The 17,400-nt window shown below is 62.3% G+C and carries 20 protein-coding genes; all 20 read right to left on the bottom strand.

What is annotated here, in order from left to right; genetic code table 11:
* Positions 1 to 6: 6 nt before the first annotated feature.
* Entirely contained in the window at positions 7 to 1,254 is a 1,248-nt protein-coding gene (locus ACSR1C_RS17905) for a phage tail sheath family protein (protein WP_460260533.1), read from the bottom strand.
* Positions 1,255 to 1,294: 40 nt separating this feature from the next.
* On the bottom strand, positions 1,295 to 2,101 hold the full coding sequence (locus ACSR1C_RS17900) for a phage tail fiber repeat family protein (protein WP_460260532.1): 807 nt from the start codon (positions 2,099 to 2,101) through the stop codon (positions 1,295 to 1,297).
* 4 nt (positions 2,102 to 2,105) lie between these two features.
* Entirely contained in the window at positions 2,106 to 2,276 is a 171-nt protein-coding gene (locus ACSR1C_RS17895) for a hypothetical protein (protein WP_460260531.1), read from the bottom strand.
* Positions 2,277 to 2,298: 22 nt separating this feature from the next.
* Positions 2,299 to 4,605: a hypothetical protein gene (locus ACSR1C_RS17890; protein ID WP_460260530.1), complete on the bottom strand. Its 2,307-nt coding sequence runs from the start codon at positions 4,603 to 4,605 to the stop codon at positions 2,299 to 2,301.
* Positions 4,606 to 4,608: 3 nt separating this feature from the next.
* Positions 4,609 to 5,871 (bottom strand): phage tail protein I, encoded by a 1,263-nt coding sequence (locus ACSR1C_RS17885; protein WP_460260529.1) that lies wholly within the window; start codon positions 5,869 to 5,871, stop codon positions 4,609 to 4,611.
* A 296-nt stretch (positions 5,872 to 6,167) separates the two neighbouring features.
* Positions 6,168 to 7,055, bottom strand: coding sequence for a baseplate assembly protein (locus tag ACSR1C_RS17880; protein WP_460260528.1), 888 nt, complete (start codon positions 7,053 to 7,055; stop codon positions 6,168 to 6,170).
* Positions 7,052 to 7,477: a GPW/gp25 family protein gene (locus ACSR1C_RS17875; protein WP_460260527.1), complete on the bottom strand. Its 426-nt coding sequence runs from the start codon at positions 7,475 to 7,477 to the stop codon at positions 7,052 to 7,054. The genes ACSR1C_RS17880 and ACSR1C_RS17875 overlap by 4 nt, the downstream gene beginning before the upstream one ends.
* Before the next feature lie 9 nt (positions 7,478 to 7,486).
* Entirely contained in the window at positions 7,487 to 7,699 is a 213-nt protein-coding gene (locus ACSR1C_RS17870; protein ID WP_460260526.1) for a hypothetical protein, read from the bottom strand.
* A gap of 13 nt (positions 7,700 to 7,712) precedes the next feature.
* Positions 7,713 to 8,252 carry a phage baseplate assembly protein V gene (locus ACSR1C_RS17865; protein ID WP_460260525.1) on the bottom strand — a complete coding sequence of 180 codons (540 nt, stop codon included), beginning with the start codon at positions 8,250 to 8,252 and terminating at the stop codon, positions 7,713 to 7,715.
* 1 nt (position 8,253) lies between these two features.
* On the bottom strand, positions 8,254 to 9,066 hold the full coding sequence (locus tag ACSR1C_RS17860) for a hypothetical protein (RefSeq protein ID WP_460260524.1): 813 nt from the start codon (positions 9,064 to 9,066) through the stop codon (positions 8,254 to 8,256).
* Positions 9,063 to 9,479 carry a hypothetical protein gene (locus tag ACSR1C_RS17855; RefSeq protein ID WP_460260523.1) on the bottom strand — a complete coding sequence of 139 codons (417 nt, stop codon included), beginning with the start codon at positions 9,477 to 9,479 and terminating at the stop codon, positions 9,063 to 9,065. The genes ACSR1C_RS17860 and ACSR1C_RS17855 overlap by 4 nt, the downstream gene beginning before the upstream one ends.
* A 55-nt stretch (positions 9,480 to 9,534) precedes the next feature.
* Positions 9,535 to 9,831: an addiction module antidote protein gene (locus ACSR1C_RS17850; RefSeq protein ID WP_301066714.1), complete on the bottom strand. Its 297-nt coding sequence runs from the start codon at positions 9,829 to 9,831 to the stop codon at positions 9,535 to 9,537.
* Complete coding sequence (locus ACSR1C_RS17845) at positions 9,821 to 10,123, bottom strand: type II toxin-antitoxin system RelE/ParE family toxin (protein ID WP_460260522.1); 303 nt, start codon at positions 10,121 to 10,123, stop codon at positions 9,821 to 9,823. Before ACSR1C_RS17845 ends, ACSR1C_RS17850 begins: the two co-directional genes overlap by 11 nt.
* Before the next feature lie 57 nt (positions 10,124 to 10,180).
* Positions 10,181 to 11,212 (bottom strand): major capsid protein, encoded by a 1,032-nt coding sequence (locus tag ACSR1C_RS17840; RefSeq protein ID WP_207186752.1) that lies wholly within the window; start codon positions 11,210 to 11,212, stop codon positions 10,181 to 10,183.
* Positions 11,213 to 11,328: 116 nt separating this feature from the next.
* Positions 11,329 to 11,700 (bottom strand): head decoration protein, encoded by a 372-nt coding sequence (locus ACSR1C_RS17835; RefSeq protein WP_460260521.1) that lies wholly within the window; start codon positions 11,698 to 11,700, stop codon positions 11,329 to 11,331.
* Positions 11,701 to 11,716: 16 nt separating this feature from the next.
* Positions 11,717 to 13,063: a S49 family peptidase gene (locus tag ACSR1C_RS17830; RefSeq protein ID WP_460260520.1), complete on the bottom strand. Its 1,347-nt coding sequence runs from the start codon at positions 13,061 to 13,063 to the stop codon at positions 11,717 to 11,719.
* Positions 13,060 to 13,320, bottom strand: a complete 261-nt coding sequence (locus ACSR1C_RS17825) for a hypothetical protein (RefSeq protein WP_460260519.1) — start codon at positions 13,318 to 13,320, stop codon at positions 13,060 to 13,062. Before ACSR1C_RS17825 ends, ACSR1C_RS17830 begins: the two co-directional genes overlap by 4 nt.
* A complete protein-coding gene (locus ACSR1C_RS17820) occupies positions 13,317 to 14,909 on the bottom strand; it encodes a phage portal protein (protein WP_460260518.1) in 1,593 nt (530 codons plus the stop codon). The genes ACSR1C_RS17825 and ACSR1C_RS17820 overlap by 4 nt, the downstream gene beginning before the upstream one ends.
* 23 nt (positions 14,910 to 14,932) lie before the next feature.
* Entirely contained in the window at positions 14,933 to 16,996 is a 2,064-nt protein-coding gene (locus ACSR1C_RS17815) for a terminase gpA endonuclease subunit (RefSeq protein ID WP_460260517.1), read from the bottom strand.
* On the bottom strand, positions 16,902 to 17,399 hold the full coding sequence (locus tag ACSR1C_RS17810; protein WP_460260516.1) for a hypothetical protein: 498 nt from the start codon (positions 17,397 to 17,399) through the stop codon (positions 16,902 to 16,904). The genes ACSR1C_RS17815 and ACSR1C_RS17810 overlap by 95 nt, the downstream gene beginning before the upstream one ends.
* Position 17,400: the final 1 nt, after the last annotated feature.

Genomic DNA, 17,400 nt, shown 5'->3' with positions numbered 1-17,400 from the left:
GTTCCCTCAGCCGGTGATGGTGCCGACCTGCGCGAGCAGGTCATCCAGAAGCGCATCGAGCGCCGGGCGATACCGGGCAGATTGAATGCCAAGATAGCGCAGCACCGGCGCCTCTTCGGCGGCAAAGCTGACGGTGAAGCGGCCCTGGCGCAGTTCCTCGGGCGTGTTCTGATCGCGGGTGAACTTCAACTCAAAGCCCAGAATGTCGCCATCGGCCTTGAGGTTCCGAAGCCCCGTTTCCATCGTGTTCAGGATGGCCTGAATGGTCTGGCCGGTGACGTTGAAGCGCCCGAGATAGAAGCGCAGGGTCCGGAGCAGCATCAGATGGATGAAGTCCCGCCCGCGCGTGACATTATAAAACCGCCAAAGATCATCCTCTCCGGCATTGTCGGTTCCGACGAAAATGAAACCGCCCTGACCGATGGCGCTTTCAACGCCCATTTCGCCCCTCAGAATGACACCGACATTGGCCGAGAGCAGGCGCTGCCCCTCGGTTGCGCCATCCGTCAGCGAAAAGTTGATGGGCCGAGAGGGGCCGACAATGCCCTGCACCGGTTGGTTGGCCCAGGAGTGGAACGGCCTGCCTTGCTTTTCGTGATCGCGGCGCACACCAATGCCTATAATGGCAGGTGATGCGGGTTGGACCACACTCACGCCCTCTGCATAGACCTTCACCGCCGGATCGACGGGAATAAGGCGCGACGAGGAAATCGTCTCGCGCCAGTCGATGGCGTCTTGCTCTGTCGTGGCCGGGCCGTCGACCACAGCATGGGCGAGGAGCTTTTCGCAGATGGGCGGCAGCGCGGCGCAGACCCGGTTGGCCTCAGTCCCCGTACGCTGACTGGTGAACCCCGGCGCACAAAGCAGCCGCGGGATCATGCCAATCTCGGGGCCTGCGCGCAGAAAGGCCGAAAGGCCCGTCAGCGCACCATCGCCTGCGACATTGGCAATCGTCGCCGCGGGATCGACGCCGTCTTCGACGCGAACCAGGACCACCTTGGCGGCCACTTGAAATTCGCCGAGTTGCGCGTTCAAGAGCACCAGCGCGTCTTTCAGCGTGCCGGCATCGCCAAGGGCGGTCAGCTTGGCCGCATCGTCAGAATAGAGAAACACTGGGTCATCGGCGGGAAACACCGCCGCATCCGCATCAGGTGCAGTGCCGATGATGCCGACCACCGACATATCGCTCCAGACTGGTGGGCGTGGCTCATTGTCGATCCGCGTGATCGAAATCCCGAAAGTCGGGTCGGACATGACTGTCCCTCCTCAAAAATGTCAGGGCAAAAGGCGCGGGTCAGTAGGACCCGCCATCCACTGTGGTGATCTGGGCCTGCAGGCCATCGAGAGTGCTTTGCAGGTTGGAGACCTGGGCAATCGTGTGCCCATGGCTGCTGGCCGCCTTGCTGGCGAGCTGGGCGGTGAGCGTTGGGATATCGCCGATCCCGAGCGCCACGGTGCCGGTTTGCCCGTTCACCGAGGATACCGGACCATTGGCCAGCACGCTTTCGGCCACGGCCGCGGCATCGGCGGCATCTTGAGCGGCCTGCTGGGCCAAAAGCAGCGTGTTCGCCACATTGGCGGCCGCCTCGATCAGAGCCGTGGCGAGGCCCGCGCTTGCGGAAATTACCCAATCATTGTGCTGCACGGCACCGATGTCGCCGTGCATGGCGACAACCTCCCCTGCGAGCCCACCGTTTTCGCGGGCATAAGCGGCCACCCGAAACACTGCCCAATCGTTCAAGCTATCCGTGCCGCCCCGGGAGATCACGACGTAGGGCGTGGGGGCAAAAAGCGCGCGCGCCGGCGTGTCGTCGATCGCAAAGGTGGTCTCGAGCCCGACCGCAAGCGTCAACGGCGTCGAGGACGTGGCCACCAGAAACCCGTTTTCTGCGGCGGCAGATGCTGTCGCCAGCGCAGGCCCCAGCACCTCATTCACACGGGTCAGCCCGAGCTTGACCAGATTGTCGGTCGCCGTACCGATCTGCGCGAGCTGCGTGTTCAGTTCTGCAAGGCTTTCCGCAATCAGGCGATAGCGGCGGTTGAAGAAATCCCGGTCGAGGTCTTGGTTGTCGCGCACGCGTAGGTCTTCGAACCTCAGCATGACGTCAGCCTTTCTTCAGCGGCTCGGATGTCGCGATGGCCTCGGGATAATCTGCCGATAAACTCTCGAAGATTGCCGCCGTGACGGTATACCGCGCGCCCGGCCGAAACCGGGCACCGGCAAATTCAAGGGGACGGTTCACCGTCACCCGGTAATGGGTCGGTTTGGAGGCCATAAGGCATGTTTCCTTGCTGGGATTAGCTTTGCGCGTATTCGATCAGCTCGCTGACGAGGAACGGCACTGCCGCGCTGACGGTCGAGCCGACAATCTTGACCGCGTAAGTGCTGACCGAGGTCACATTGAAGATGGATGTCCGCCGCACCGTGCCATCGGCCAAGACCACATCCTCGACCACATCCGCCGCCTCGGTGCCGGTCAAGCCCGCCCCGGTGAGCAAGGTGATGGTGCAATCGTGGTTTGCCTCTTCGAAATGCTGCAGATCCGTGACCACCTTGACGCTGGTTGTGGGTGAGCCAAGCGTGCGGGCCTCTGACACCCAGGTGAAGGCCGTCTTGGGGCGCGTGGCGACAGCTTGCGATCCAGTCAATCCAAAACCAGGCATCAGATCCGTGGTGCCCGTGAGCGTCACACGCAGCGGCAGAATGGCGGGCAGTCCCGAAAGGTCTGGTCCATTGGCCTCGCCATCAAGCGCCACCCAGGCCCCGTTCACCTGTACTTCGATATCGGTTCGACAGGCGGGCGGCGTCACGCCCGGGTGCAGCACATCGAGATCGAGAATGCCGCCCGCAAGCTGTAGGGCTTTGAGCTCGACCGAGAGCCGCGTGCGCTCGAAGCGGGCAAAGTAAAGCCGCATCTTCATGTCATCGACGAGATTGCCAGCGAAAAAGGCGCCGTCGGTCGAGACAAAGAAGGTGCCTTGCACCACCCCGTTGTCGGTATTGGTCATGGCCACATAATGATCGCCCGTGGTGACCAGCACGATGGCGTATCGCCGCCCGGCTGTCAGGAAGGTCGGCGTGATGGGCAGCTTGGTTTCCACCAGCGACGGCAGGCCCACTTCCGTGGAAATCGCCCCCACTTTGATATCCAGAACCGGCAGCGTTGTACGCGAGATAACCCGCGACAGATCCGGCATTCCGAAGGCGGTCTCGGTCACAAGAACTGTCACATCTCCTGCCGCAGCCTTGCGCGAGAAATAAAGACCCACCTGGCTTAGCCAGCCATCCTGCGAGTTCAGAAAGGTTTGTGCCACTTGCTGGCCATTGATCGTGGCCGTGGTGGTCACGCGGTCCCAGTACTGCTCCTCATAGGTGTCGATCCAGAAACGCCGCACCCGGATCCAATGCACATTGCCATTGGGCACCCGCGCGCCATTGGGCATACGGTCCGGCAGGCCATTGGTGACTTCCCAAGTCTCACCATCCCGGCGGAAGACATTGCCCGCGAGATCATAGGTGCCTTGGCGCCACCAGCGGCTATTGGTGCAGACCACCATCGAATTGCCATAGCGCCGCCGCGTGCGGGCGCGCGTGAGTTGACGGATCTCGGTGGTCTCAAAGGTGTATTGGGCCAGCCGCGTCTCGGAGGCGTAGCCCGTCAGGTCAAGCCGGACGCCATGGGCGTATTTGGGCAGAACAAAGCCGCTGGTGTTGGCGATGTAAACGTTGTTGGGGTTCAGCAGCGCCAGTTCTGAGGTTTCCGCCCCAGCCCGCGGGAAACGAATGCCTTCCTCGACCACCGCATCGAAACTGGGATGATCAACGTTCGACCCCTCCGCCGTCAGGAAGTGGTTCGTGCCATAGTAGATGTAGGCGCCCGGCGCATAGACTTCGGTGCGTAACTCATCGAGCTGTTCTGTCAGTTCGACGATTTCGGCTTTGGTGGCATAGCCTGCGAGCCGATCGGCCAGCGCAGACAGGTCCGTGCGTAACGTGTCCACCTGACCGCTGATTTGGCCGCGCCAGTTTTCAAGTGCGATTGTGCGGTTTGCAATATTGCGCAGGTTCGGGAGTTGCGTGGCCTGCCACTGTTCGATGGCCACCACGCCGGAGGTGTCCAAAAGCACATAGGCGATAACCGTGACATTGGCATCTGTCGCCGGATAGCTCGGGTCGGGCCCCTCTGTGCCTGCCACCGTTGAAATCTCCGCACGGCGCAGGCTTTCCATCGCCACAGATTGCGGCTCGGTGGTGCCAGTTTGCGCGTCGATCAGGAAATCCCGCGGCTGGATATCGGTCTCGACCTCTTGGCCGAAGCTGACGATCGCCACGCGTTTGCGGGTCACCAGCGGCAGCACGTTGAAGAGATCAACGATGATATCCTCGCCCCGCGCATAGACCGCGCCACCGGCGTAGAGCCGGCCTGCCGACAGGGTGAGTTCCGTGGCCGCCGTCTTCGTGGCGGAAAACCCCGAATAGGCTTTGCCAGCTTCAAGCGCATCGCGCACGATGTGATCCATCGAGGCGCGGCCAAAATCCTGCATGTTGTTGAGATCGGCGGACTGCAGCTCCTGCCGATCGCGGTAGATGACGGTGCGTTCCATGCCTCAAACCTCTGTCAATGCGCCGAGCGTGATATCCCCCACAGCGCGGCGGTCGCCCGGTCGCGGCACGCGCCAGGTCTTTGTGTTGATCAGGACCTTGTCCCGGAGCGATTTGGTGACCATCACCGCCTCCCGCGCATCGGCGACGGGCTTGGTGCTGGCGGCCACGACATAGCCATTGACGAACCGGCCAGCCGTCCGCGGGTGACGCCGGCCTTTGATGCGGGTCAGCACCTCGGCCGTATAGGGCGGCATCCCAAGGCGGGTGTAGCCGAGATGGGTGGAGCGTTTGCGCTCATCGAGCACGCGGTCCGGGTCGTGGATGTGCCAGCGGTCGTAGAGATGCCGCCAGGCGATTGTTTCCGGCAGGCAGGCGCCAGAGAGACGCTGCCCCGCAGCCCCCGGGAACAAGGACGTCGCCTGCGCAGCATGCGTCTCGGCGACCTGCTGCGGACGGACATCGATCAGATCGCCCTTGGGCAAGACCGTTGTGTATTGTTCCCGGCCAAGCCGATAGCTGTAGGTCTCATCGCGCGGGATGCGCACGATCCGCTGGCGCACGCCGATATCGTCGATCAGGAACGCCTGCGCTTTCGGCGGTGCGCCAAGATGAATGGCCGCCGTGGGCTTAGGCGCCAGGACAACCTCATCATAAGAAATCGCGTTGAAGTCCCCAACGCGTTCTGGGGTCACGGTGCGAACTGTCAGATCAGTTTCTGCGCCCCGGTCATAGAGCTTGGCTGTGCGGATGTATTTGGTCTCGGCAATCGAGACCGGATTATTGGGCCCCGCGAAAGCCGTGCCCGGGCCGTTCGGTGCCGACAAAAACCGGGTGTTCCGGCCGGAAACACCCCGCGCGATAAAGGGATAGATCCTCAGTTGTGCGAAGCGATCAAGATAGGCCGCGCGTTCCGTCTTGGTCAGCGCCTTCGACAGATAGGTCTTCGCCGGGGGCACAATGAAGCGCCGCGCTTCCGCGCCCATGACGGTGAGGGCTTCGGCGATGGCGGTCTGTGTGCCCTTGATGGCATGGAATGGCAGTGAACGTGCGGTGCGCGCGCGTTTTTTCTGCTCCGGCCAGTCCTTATCCCAGAGATCCACCGACAGCCCCCAGGCGAGCCAAGGCAGATGAGATGCTGGCACCGCCGCAGGTTGGACCAGTTCACGCAGGCCGATGGGCAGATCAGCGATGCGCGCGCCGGTGAGGTCAGCGGCCTCCTCAAAGGCCGTTCGGTTGTCGGGTAGCAAGGTTTCTTGAACCGTCATCGTGCCGCCTCCGGATATTTCAAGTTAGGTCGGCATCCTGTGCTTTGCTGTTGGCGCCATGCAGAGCTACACTCTGAGACAAAGGGGTTTGGCCATGACGACTTCAACAACGCTGTCACCGGACTTTGAAATCACGCTGCCACGTGATCTTTGCGTGCGACGTGGATGGGTTCCTGGCCAGGATTTCATTCTCCTGCCCAAGCCGAGTGGTGTGCTTATTCTTCCCGTCTCAAGCCTAGACGAGCTGAAAGGAATAGCGACAGGCGCATCAGCCCGCGATTTCCGTGAAAGGTGATCTACGCGTCGCGCAGATCCGCGACCGTTATGTTGATGGCCTCGACGGCGTAGACCTCGGTCGGCCCCAGAACGATATCTGCAGAAGGCGAAAGCAAATCCACTGAATGCACGCCCTCCTGGTGCAGTTTCGAGAAGATGGCTGATCGACGCAGGTTCATCCCCAGCATGCGGTTTGCTTCCACCCAATCGGTCAGCGCTGTGACGGCGCGATCGCGCACCAGATTGCCATCGGGCCCCGGATATAGCGTCAGTGTTGCCGTGATGGTCACCGGATGCACCCCGGGTCCGAGCACCTCAACCATATCGGTAAGCGGCCGGACGTCGTTGTCGATCAGCGAAAGGCGCACGGCTTCGCGTTCCTCGAGGCTAGGCATGGGATCATCGCCCGCGCGCAACATGGTCACCCGGACGCGACCCGGCGTCGTCATGATCGCACTCGCATCCCGCGCCCATGGGGCCGCACTGAGGGCGTGGTAAACATAGGCGCCCTCTGGCCCCGCGACAGAAAAGGCATCCGGAGCCAGCTGCACCCGCCGACGCAGGCGCGCGTCGTCTTCAGCAACCAGCGCGCCGGTTTCGTCATCGATCTGCATTCGGGCTGTCGCAAAGAGTGCGGCCAGATGATCGAGGTTCGTGCCATAGGCCGAGGCCAGGAGAACGGAGCGCGCCGCGTCATTGATCCGCGCGCGCAGGAACAGTTCCCGATAGGCAAAGGCCTCGATCAGCTTGCGCGCGGGCTCGCTTTCGAGATCGATGACGCCGGCGATATCCGGAAACCGCACGACCAGATCGTCACGCATGTCTCTGACGATGGTCTCGTAGTCCAGCGCCTCGATCACATCAGGTGGCGGCAGACCGGCCAGATTGATGGCGGTAAAACGGCTCATGCCAGGGCCTCACGGGTTTCAATCAGGACACCATCGGGATTCGCATAGGCATCAATTCGGCGCGCACCCTCCACGGTGTAATCGCCAAACATCGCCCGGGGGCGGTATTCGCCCTCGAGAAAGACATGCAAGGCGCCCGCGCGTGTGACCTCGACGACTTGGATGCGCGTCACCCGGTAGCGCGGCTCGAACTGCTCGATGGGCGAGGTCACCGCTGCGAAAAAGGGCGTCACCTCGTTTGGACTGATCGTGCGCCCCATGAGGTGCGGCACGAAAGACCCATACCATTCCCGCATGACCCGGCTGCCAAACCGTGTGGTGAAGATATCCTGCAGGCTTTGCACCACATGCGGCCAACCCTCCAAAATACGGCCTGTCGTGGCATTCAGACCGACCGACGGATTGGGGGAACGGCGGGCCATAGTTTTGGGTTATTCCTTTGCCTCGGGGGCGTCAGGTTTTGCCGCAGCTTTTTCGGATTTCGCGGCTTTGGCAGCGGGTTTGACATCCAGCGCGCGCAGAGAACCGAGGCGGATCTCGTGTTCGGCCTGTTTTTCGGTAAGCTCCAGCACGGTACCCACGCCCGTATTGGTTTGGCCCGCCACAAAGCGGCCGGCGGTTTCGGTGATGGCGTAGCGTGGCATTTGCGTTTCCTTTTCAGTTGGCTGGTGCGCCGGTGACCGAAGGTCCGGAGCGCACGCCGCTATGGATGTGGCTGTCGCCGATATTCTTGCCATTGTGGCGGACCTCGCCGCCGGTGATTTCAACGTTGGCGCCGTCAACCTTGAAACGCACACCCCCAACGGCAATCTCGAGGCTGTCTTCGGCCAGCGTCACCGTGACATCGCCAAAGCTCAGCACATTCTGGTCGGCTGCCGTCGTGGGCGACGGATTGCCACTCGAATGGGTCAGCGGAACGGCGACCGCCTGCTGGAAATCCCCGTTCGGCGACATCGCCGTGAACTGCTGCCCGATGCTGGGCGGTGTATGGACCCGCAGGGCGCCCGAGAATTGTGCATAGGGGATCCAGGGCGACAGAAATCGCCCCTCAGTCCCATGCGCAGGGCCAAAATCCAACCGGATTCGTTGCGTGTTCGTGTCGACCTCAGCCACAGTGCCGTGCCGCATCATGCCCGAGAAGCGGCGTTCGAGTTCTGCGATACGCGCGACCAATTCCACCAATTCGCGGATGGCCATGTCAGGGCCCCGCTGCCGCGGTGATCGACGCATCAATTGTGGTCACACGGTCGCCTGCTTCATCGAAGATGACTGTATCCAATGGCACTGGATCGCTTTGATCGTCGAGCGCGGGCAAAACGCCCAGCTGATCCATGACCTCCAGCGGAATCCCCAGCATCTGTGCAGTGCGCGCCCAATCGGGGACATCATCGCCCTCGATCTGCTCGCGCAGCATGGCAGCAATCGGCGCCAAGGTTTGATCGGCCTCCATCAGCACAAGGACCTCGCCCCAGGCTGTGCCGGGCGGGATGTCCGCCCCCGCCGCTGGCGTGTCGACCAGGTCGCAGGTCAGAACCAATTGCCGGGCGGCGAAGCGCACGCCGTTTTCCGATGACGCCCCGCGACGTGAAAGCCGCCGGGTCACGCGGGGGACCAGTTTCATCCAGGTGCGCGCCCAGGCACTGTCATCGCGGGTCAGCGCGGTGAGGACTTGGTGCTCCATCATATCAAGCGTCAGTTCCATCCCCTCATCCGTATGCGGAATGGCGATGGTGATCTGGCCGCCCTGACCGTCACGGGCAGGCACCTCGACACGCGCCGCGATAGCGAGTTCGATGACCAGATCGCAGCGTTGCGCGTCCCCGGCGAGGTCACGGCCGGTGACGTCGGCCTCGTGCTCATCTGTCGTCAACACCAGAAGTGGCTGGCGGTTTTCGGCGATGGTCTGATCGATTGGGTCGACCGCGCTGTCGAACACCCGGGCGCCCGCCAAGGTGCGGTCGCGCAACGCACGAGCCGCAGCGAGCCGCATGACAAGACGCGTCAGGCTCATGGAGTTTCATCCTCTTGGATAAGGATCAGGGTCAAATCGCCCAAATCCGAGGTCGCAACCCTTGAGATTGCATAGATCGGCTGGCCACTGCGTGCCGTCAGGACAACCGCATCGCCGGTGATCGGCAGCCAGGGCAGCTGATCGATCTGCGGCTTGGCGATCCAGAACTCGGCAGCGGCGGTCGACAGCTTGGTCGTGCCAGGCATTTGCACACCACGCGCTTGCCCGCGCAAATCCTCCTGCGCAGGTCCAGCCGAGAAGATGCCATAGGTCATTGCCTCTGCGCGGTCTGGGTCGGCGCTGCGTTCCGCGTATTGCGTGGAGACACGGGGGCGCAAAATGGCCGGTTCGGCGAAAACAGAAGATGCCGCATCTGACAATGCGGCATCCAATTCTTTGAACGACAAGCTCATTCGAAGATCCTTACCAAGGCTAATGCCTTCGGCCGAGATCCTTAAATGGACTGGATCAGTTGGCTGGCATCTGTCGCTGCAAATTCAATTTGTACCCCAAAGCCTCTGCAACTTGGGACAAGGTGCTCAGGGTTGGGTTGCCACCTGAGCGGAAAGACTTGTACATGACTTCACGGCTGACGTTCGCTTTGCTCGCGATTTCAGTCATGCCACGCGCCCGGGCGATGTCGCCAATCGCAGCCACGATCAAGTCGGGATCACCATCCTCAAAAGCGGCCTCGAGATAAGCCTCTTGCGCTTCTAGTGTCTCGAGACGATCGACCGGATCCCATACAGTTGTCTCAATTGCCATCGCTCAGCTCCTTTGCCATCTTCTTGGCACGTTCGATATCTGCGCTCTGACGCTTTTTGTCTCCACCGCAGAGGAGGACGACGATCCGGTCCCCTTGCTTGGTGAAGTACAAGCGATATCCTGGTCCGTAATCGATCCGGATTTCGCTCACGCCGTCGCCGAGAGATTTGACATCTCCCATATTGCCCAGTGCTAAACGACGAAGCCGAACATCAACCCGGGCTACGGCGCGCTGATCTTTCAGCCCCGTAACCCAACTGATGAACACTTTTGTCTGCCTAACCTCGAACATCTGTGGAATATAATACACAGATCAGACGGCGTCAACGTCCTGCAAAACCTGGAACCATCACGTCCGCTTACCCGGGATCAGGACCCGCGGGCGCGTGCAGTAATGCAGCGCATTCATCTGGAACTCGAGGTTCACGCCTTTGCCGTTCTGCATTTCCCACTGCTTGCCATAGAGGCGCTGACCGGGCGTGTTCACCGTCTCAATGTAGTCAGCCGGCGCGTACACCGTGCGGAAGAGTCCGGGCACGCCCGAGGGCACGAGATGACACTTGTCAGTGTCGATGCCGACATTTTGGCCGCCGCGGTAGTTCATCCAGGTGATGCCGCCGAACTCGAAGGCGCCGTAGATGCCGGAATTGCCCGAGTTGATATAGGCGTTCCGGAGCGACGCCGCGTCAGCATAGCCCTTGTAGGTTTCGCGCACCTCCTGATGGGCGATGAGATCGTCAAAGAAAGCGTCGCCACAGAGCGCCATGATGCCTGTGTAGGGCAGACCATCTAGGATCCCGGCCATCTGACGGATGACGCCGGCGCATTTCTTGCGCAGTGCCCCATCGGCGGCGCTGGCATTGTCGAGGTCGAAATCGACCACGGCCTGCTGGCTTTCGCCAAACTCAGTGAAATAATCAAACAGCACCGAGCCATCAGCATCGAGAAGCTGGCCAGTCTTGAGAATGTTCAGGCGGTGGTATTCCTCTGTGAGCGCGAAGAACTGGCTGGCCTCGGCCGCACGGTCCGCGATCTTCTGCTGCAACCGCTCGACGGCTACCTCCTGACCAAATGCACGAACCTGCTGCACCTCGTCGGCATAGATCGCGTCATCGACCTGGAAATGCGGCACCTTGAGCATGCGCACGGCGCGCTTCGATTTGTCGAAGGTCTGGCCAGGCCCACCGCGTGGGCTCGCCGAGACCAGCATCCGGTTTTGCTCTTTGTCCTTCTCGATTGCGATGTCGAGTGTGTCGATGCTGGTGGTCTGGAACAGACCCATCTGGCCGATGCGGGACGGGGTATATTTGATCTCACGAAGCGCGTCCGTGAGGCGCATGACGCTGAAGGCGTCCTGACTGAAGATGTTGAGGATCGACATGGGAGGTCCTTTATTGCGTCGGCGCGCCAGCGACTGGCCACGCGAGATCACCCCGCTGTCCGAGGACGCGGGAGATCAGATTTCAAAATGTGAGGGTTGGGTGCAGTTGGCGGTGGTTACCGCACAATAATCCCGACCGCCGCGAGATCGGCTTGGGCGGCTGCCTTTTCTGCAGCTTGATCGCGGTCGGGGTGGTAGGTCAGGATCTTGCCGTTGACCTCGGCGTCCCGCGTGATCGCGGCAACACCAACATCACTGGCCGTTGCATCGCAGCCGTAGAGCGCGATCGCCACGGCCGTCTGGCTGCCATCGGTCGCGCCTACGGCGCTCGCCACATATTTCCCGCTGGCGGTGATTTTGCCGAGCACGGTGCCCGGTGCGATAATGCCTGCGCCGCTGGCGATGGTGATGTTTTCCCGCGAGCGCTGGCCATTGGCCTCGGTCATCAGGAATTCGCCGGGATGCCGGCCTTCGATGAGAACAGTCATGGACGGTCTCTCCTATTCAGCTGAAGCGCGCATTGGCCTGGGTGATGGCTTTCGCCCACCCGGCTGCATTGCGTTCAGATCGATTGCGGTGATCGGCCGGCGTTTCAGCCCCGAGTTCAGCCTCTTGGGCGGCTCGGTCGGCGATGGAGGCGGAGATGTTTGCCTTCGGTGAGGCCGCAAGCACCTTGGACGCGTCTACTGCCGCCATTTCGGTCTCAAGCGCCAGCACCAAGGCCTGCGCCTCGCGGCCTTCCGTTTCGGGCGCAGTCAGGATGGACTTGATCCGCGCTGTGGCCTCCGCCTTGCCGGCGGTGACGCCAGCCGCATGGGCTTCCGTCCGGGCTGCCTCAACGGCCGCCGACAAATCTGTGGGGCTTATGGCAGAGACGTCACACGCGGGCGCCTCACTTTGGGTCGTTTTGGTCATAGATCCTCCCTTTCTCTGGGGGCTAGCCCCGGAGGGCGGTTGCGAAAGCGCGGTGATCACCTCCTCAAGGCTCGCCATGCGATCAGCGAGGCCCTGGGAGATGGCATCGGCGCCAAGATAGGTCCGGGCTTCCGTTGCACGGATCGCGTCCGCGCTGATCCGGCCAGTGCGCCCTTCGGCCACGAGACCGACGAACTGGTCGTAGATTTTCAAGACCTCGGCCTGCAGGTCTGCGCGGACCGCGTCTGACAGTGGCCCAAAAGGATGGCCGTCGACCTTGTGTGCACCGGCGTGAATGAGTGTCGGCTTCACACCACGGTCTTCAAGCTCGCCCGAGCGATCGAGGTGGGTCAGCACGACGCCAATCGCTCCCACCATCGAGGTGGGCGAGACGATGATTTCCGATGCTGCGCTGGCGATGCCATAGGCGGCAGAGGCCGCCACATCGTTGACAAAAGCCACCACAGGTTTGGTCTTGTTGACCGCACTGACCAGCTTGGCCGTGGCAAACATGCCCGTGGCCTCGCCCCCGGGACTGTCGATATCCAAGAGCACCGCTCGCACATCCGGATCAGCTTCCGCCTCGCGCAGCTGCGCAGCAATCCCCTCATAGGAAACGAGGCCGGAACTCGCCCCGATCCAGGCGCCGCGGTTCACCAGGCTGCCCACAATCGGCAGGATGGCGACCCCGTTTTCCACGCGCATAGACCCGACACCGCCATTGTCGCGCCGATATGTGCCAACGAACCGGTTGGTCTCGGGCGTGACCGTTTGCAGCGGCTCAATGCCAATCCGTCCTTGCAGCACATGCAAGATCAGATCAGCCTTGTCCGGGTGCAAAAGCAGTGGTCGGTTCAGAACGCGGCCCGCAATCTGCGCCAGGGACGGTCCCGCTTCAGCGACGGCCGTCTGTTTGATATCGGGCTGTTCCGTCACCTCAACCCTCCTGTTCCAAGCGCAAAGCGCCGCGGGCCGCGGCCCTGCAGGCGCGCGCATGCTTCTTCAAAACCGCGAATGACCGCCAAAAGCCGATCGGGATGCGCCCTATGATAGGTGACGGAGCGTTCCACGCCGTTTGATCCGGCCCGAAAGCGCACCTCCATGGCGCCTTCGCCAGCGACAAGCCTTACATAGACCTGCCGTAGGCTGGCAGCGGCGGCGCAAGGATCGGCCTCATCGATGCTGATCGTCATGCCTCGGCCTCGTCACCTATATCTTCTGCGGCACTCAGCCCACCGCCCTGCGCCCCCATCATCTGTGGCTCGGGCAGCCCGTACTCGGCACGCAGCGCCTGTTCTTGGGCCAGTTGCTGGTAAACATCGTCCACATCCGCCCCGAGATCGGTGCAGATCATCGCGTCCGACATGACGCCGAGCCGTTTCCAGACCTCGTGCGCCTTGGCTTTCTTGAGATCGTCAGCTTGCGGTCTGGGATCGCCACGCCACTCCGCGCGGCACGCCGCCGTGCGATTGGCCATGAACCCGGCAATGCCACCGGGAAACGGCAGACTTCCGGCCTCGATCTCTTCTTCGAGCCAGGCCTCGTAGATCGGCTGGCAAAACGGCGCCATGATGTTGCGCCGCCGCGCCTTGGTGATGGCGAAGATCTCTGTCGTTGCCGCCTGCAGCGAGGAATAGGTTGCCCCAACATTGTCGCCCGTGGCGCTTTCGTAGGTCAGCCCTAGGCACCGCGCGAGTTCGCGCAGCAGATGCATCGAAAATGCCGCGTAATCCGAGGACGGATGGTTGCTCGTGTGGAACTTCAGCTCTTGGCCTGGAAAGAGGTGGGATAAGCGGCCATTTATGCCAACGTCGAGCGTGCTGCCGTCATAATAGCCCGCCACCATCTCGATATAGGCCTCCATCGGCGAGATGCCTTGGGCCAGCATCTGCGCCTGTTCCTGCGGTGTCAGCAGCCCCTGGAGCACCTGCTCGGTCGGCTCGTCGGAGGTGATGGTCACCGCAAATAAGGTTTGAACGATTGCCGCCATCAGCGTGGCATCGGCCAGCTGGTCGAACTGACGGGCCACCTGCAGCGCCGGCACCAAGGGCGAGATGCCCCGATGTGTGCCGGGCGCGCCTTCGAAGATATGGATCACGCGGGGCCGACCTGCGGCATCCCGGGCGCGGACGTCATATTCCACGTCGTGCTTAAACAGGTCCTTGCGGATCGCGCGGTAGCCCACCGGCATGCCATCGGCATCTGTATAGACCCCGTTGATCAGCCGCCGCATGCTTTCGGTCTTGCGCGACAGGCGATGTGGCGGCAGCAGGCGCACTTTCGTGCCGTAGCGGTTCCACGGTCGCTTGCGCCAGGGCAGTTCGGCAAGGATTTCGCCGGTGATGAGCCAGGAGCGGAACGCCGCCGCCTGCATTTGCCCGAAGGTGCGCAGACCCTGAATATCACACTCCTGCGCGCTGCGCGCCCAGAGCTCGAAACGGCGTTCCACCGTCTTGGCCCAGTCCGAGGCTTGGGCTGGCGTCATGCCAAAGGTCTCGTTCTCCGGCAACGCCTTCAGCTGCAAACCTGTGCCGACGGTATTGGCCACGCATTGCTCCAACGCGCCTGCAAGCCATCCGCTGTTGTGCAGAAGGTCATTGACCCTGGCCGCAGCATCGTCCCAAGCCTCACCGATATCATCTTGGGCTTCCCGCAAGGCGGGCTTCCAACCGGCGAAGGTCACGCCCCGTCCGCCGCGCATGTATTTGCCGGAAGGTTTGGGGAGGCTCATCCCCTCCGGCCCCGCCGCCGGAGGCAGCGCCTCGGCCAGCAGATCTTTCAACTTTGCGATCACAGACATGTGAGCTATCCATTCAGCCTGCTGCCATGGCGGGCAAACCGCCCGCGCAGTGCGCCGCTGCCGCCGCGACCTGGGGAGGAGCGCGATGTCGGCGGCGGCGCCTTTGATATATCAGGCTCTGGCGCGCTCACCTGGGTTGGGTCATGCCCGTCGGGCACTGCGGCCTCGAGGGCTGCTTTGCGTTCCACCCCTTCCGGGATCCGCTGGACGTTCAGCGTGTAGCCAATGGCGGCACAGAGCGCCTCGCAGTCCAGAAAGTGGTTGTTGCGCGAGCGTTTCACCCAGACAGGCTTGCCCTCAACCACAACCCGCGCCTCCGAGGTCAGCTGCTTGCAGTAATCCTCAGAGACCGCCTCATGGACATGAAACGCCCCCGGCTGATCGGCCGGCGTGCGAATGCGCGACATCACCAGGGATTTGAAGAAATCGGTCGAGAGCGTCACGAGGTCGATAGAATAGAGCGCCTTCTTACCATCGGGCTTCACCTCGATTTTTGAGACCCGGTATGGCGGGCTCTGGATGTCTTTCCCCTTCGTCGGCGCGCAAAGCCAGCTGTAGCGACGGCAAAACTCGTAGACCTTGTGCTCATTTCCAAGCTCAGGCTTGTCCGGCCGGAACCCGGAGTCCACAAACGCCTTCTCGATTTGCATCCCGCCCACCGGCGTCAGCATCAGATCCGCCAGCGCCGACCAGACATCGTCATCTTCCGTGGGCCCGTAAAGCTGGCCATTGTCGATCAGCCAGGACGTGCCCCGCGCGCCAAACGCCCGGATCACATAGACCAGGCTGAACTTCTGGACGTCGACGCCCATGACCAGCCGCAGGCCCCCGGCAGGCACATCGCCCGGACGGTACGGCTGGCGGCGTTCCATGATTTCTTGCCAGTCCGGCACATCGCCCGAGGCCGTCATGGCGTAGCATTCGCCAAAACCCGCATTCATCGCCGTCTGGATGCGGTCGTGATCGCCCGACTGCAGCGCCGTCAGATAGGTTTCCGCGCGCTGACCCCAAGTGACGAAGGGCGAGCAGAGCCCCGATGTCCACATCGACAGCGTCGAGCTGTCGGCGGGGGCGCCGGTGACATATGGGGCGTCATCCTTGAATTCGACCCGCTGACCAGGGGCCACCATCGTGCCGCGGGCGTTCATCCAAGCCTTATCGGCCTCAGAATGCTGGCCGCCACAGCGCGGGCATTCGAGCGTGGCAGCCTGTTTGGCCTGCGCAGGTGTCGCGCGGTCGGGCCAGCGCAGCTGCTTGAACCGCGGAATGAAGAATTCCGCACAATGCCGGCACGGCCAAGTCCAATGGTGCCGCGTCCCCTCCTGCCAAAGTTTCCAGATCGGGCTTTCGAGATCCTCCGGCGCTGAGCGCGCCCAGAACTCGAGGCCACTCGTGTCATCCGGTTCGATTTCCACGAGGCCCCGCGCCGGTGTGCTGGTGATAGCCGTCACAAAATCAGCATAGGTTTCGCCACGGGCCTCGACGAGGCCCAACACATCACCTTGGCCTTTCACATTGGCCATCATCTCATCGTATTCATCGATCAGCGCCAAGGCTGCGGGATCGGATTTCAGGGCCGTGGAGGATCCCGCATGCGCAAGGCGCAGCCGCACACCTGCCACGTGCTTCAGCGTCTTTTTCATCCGGCGGCCGCGCACCACCTTGTTTGCCAGCGTGTCGGCCTCGTCCAATAGCGCCATCAGGCGCGGTTCGAACTGGTCGGTTAGAAACTCCTTCGTCGGGCCCACGTACAATATTGGTGCCGGGCGCTGGTCGAGCCGCGCGCCAATGATATCCAGCATGCTGTCGGTCTTGCCCGACTGTGCCGAAGTCACCGCCACCACCCGGCGATAGCCGCCGCGATGCACGGCCGCCGACCACGGGATCATGTAAGGCGTCAGCCCCGGATCACGGGGGCCGGGAATGCCGGCGGTTTCCGGGTATATTCTGTGTGCGGCCGCCCAAGGCGCCGGGTCACGCTTCTCGCTCGGCCTCCAGATCGCCGCTGCCAGCGACCAGAGCTGCGCCTGCTTTGTCGGCCGCCCCTGCAATACGTTCAAGCGCGCCATCGATCACCTCTTCGAGCGCGCGCCGCGCCTCCATATCGCGCGTGTACCGCGCGGCAAGCCCGGCAAGTTCCGCGCGCACCAGTGCCGCCATCTCACCCACGACGGCCTTTGCATCCTCCATCGGGATCAGTTCCCGGCTGCGTTCCTGTATCCTGAGTTCAATCTCGCGCGTGCGCGCTTCCGTGGCCCTGCTTGCGACCGCGGCCTTGTTGTTCTTGGAGAGTTGGTCTTCATAATAGGCCAGCGCCCCACGGATCACGCCCACGAGCGTGTATTCCCCGCGCTGCGCCCGATCCATGTAGCCGGATTTGACCAAGCCCTGGACCCATCGTTCGGACCGCCCCAGAAGGGCTGCCGCTTGAGAGACCGTGATGGTTTGGCCTCGGGGTTTGCCGTCGGACATG

It is taken from the genome of Actibacterium sp. D185-2 (genome assembly GCF_054954595.1).
The sequence above is the reverse complement of the archived record's forward strand: the minus strand, read 5'-3'. Positions and strand labels throughout refer to the sequence as shown.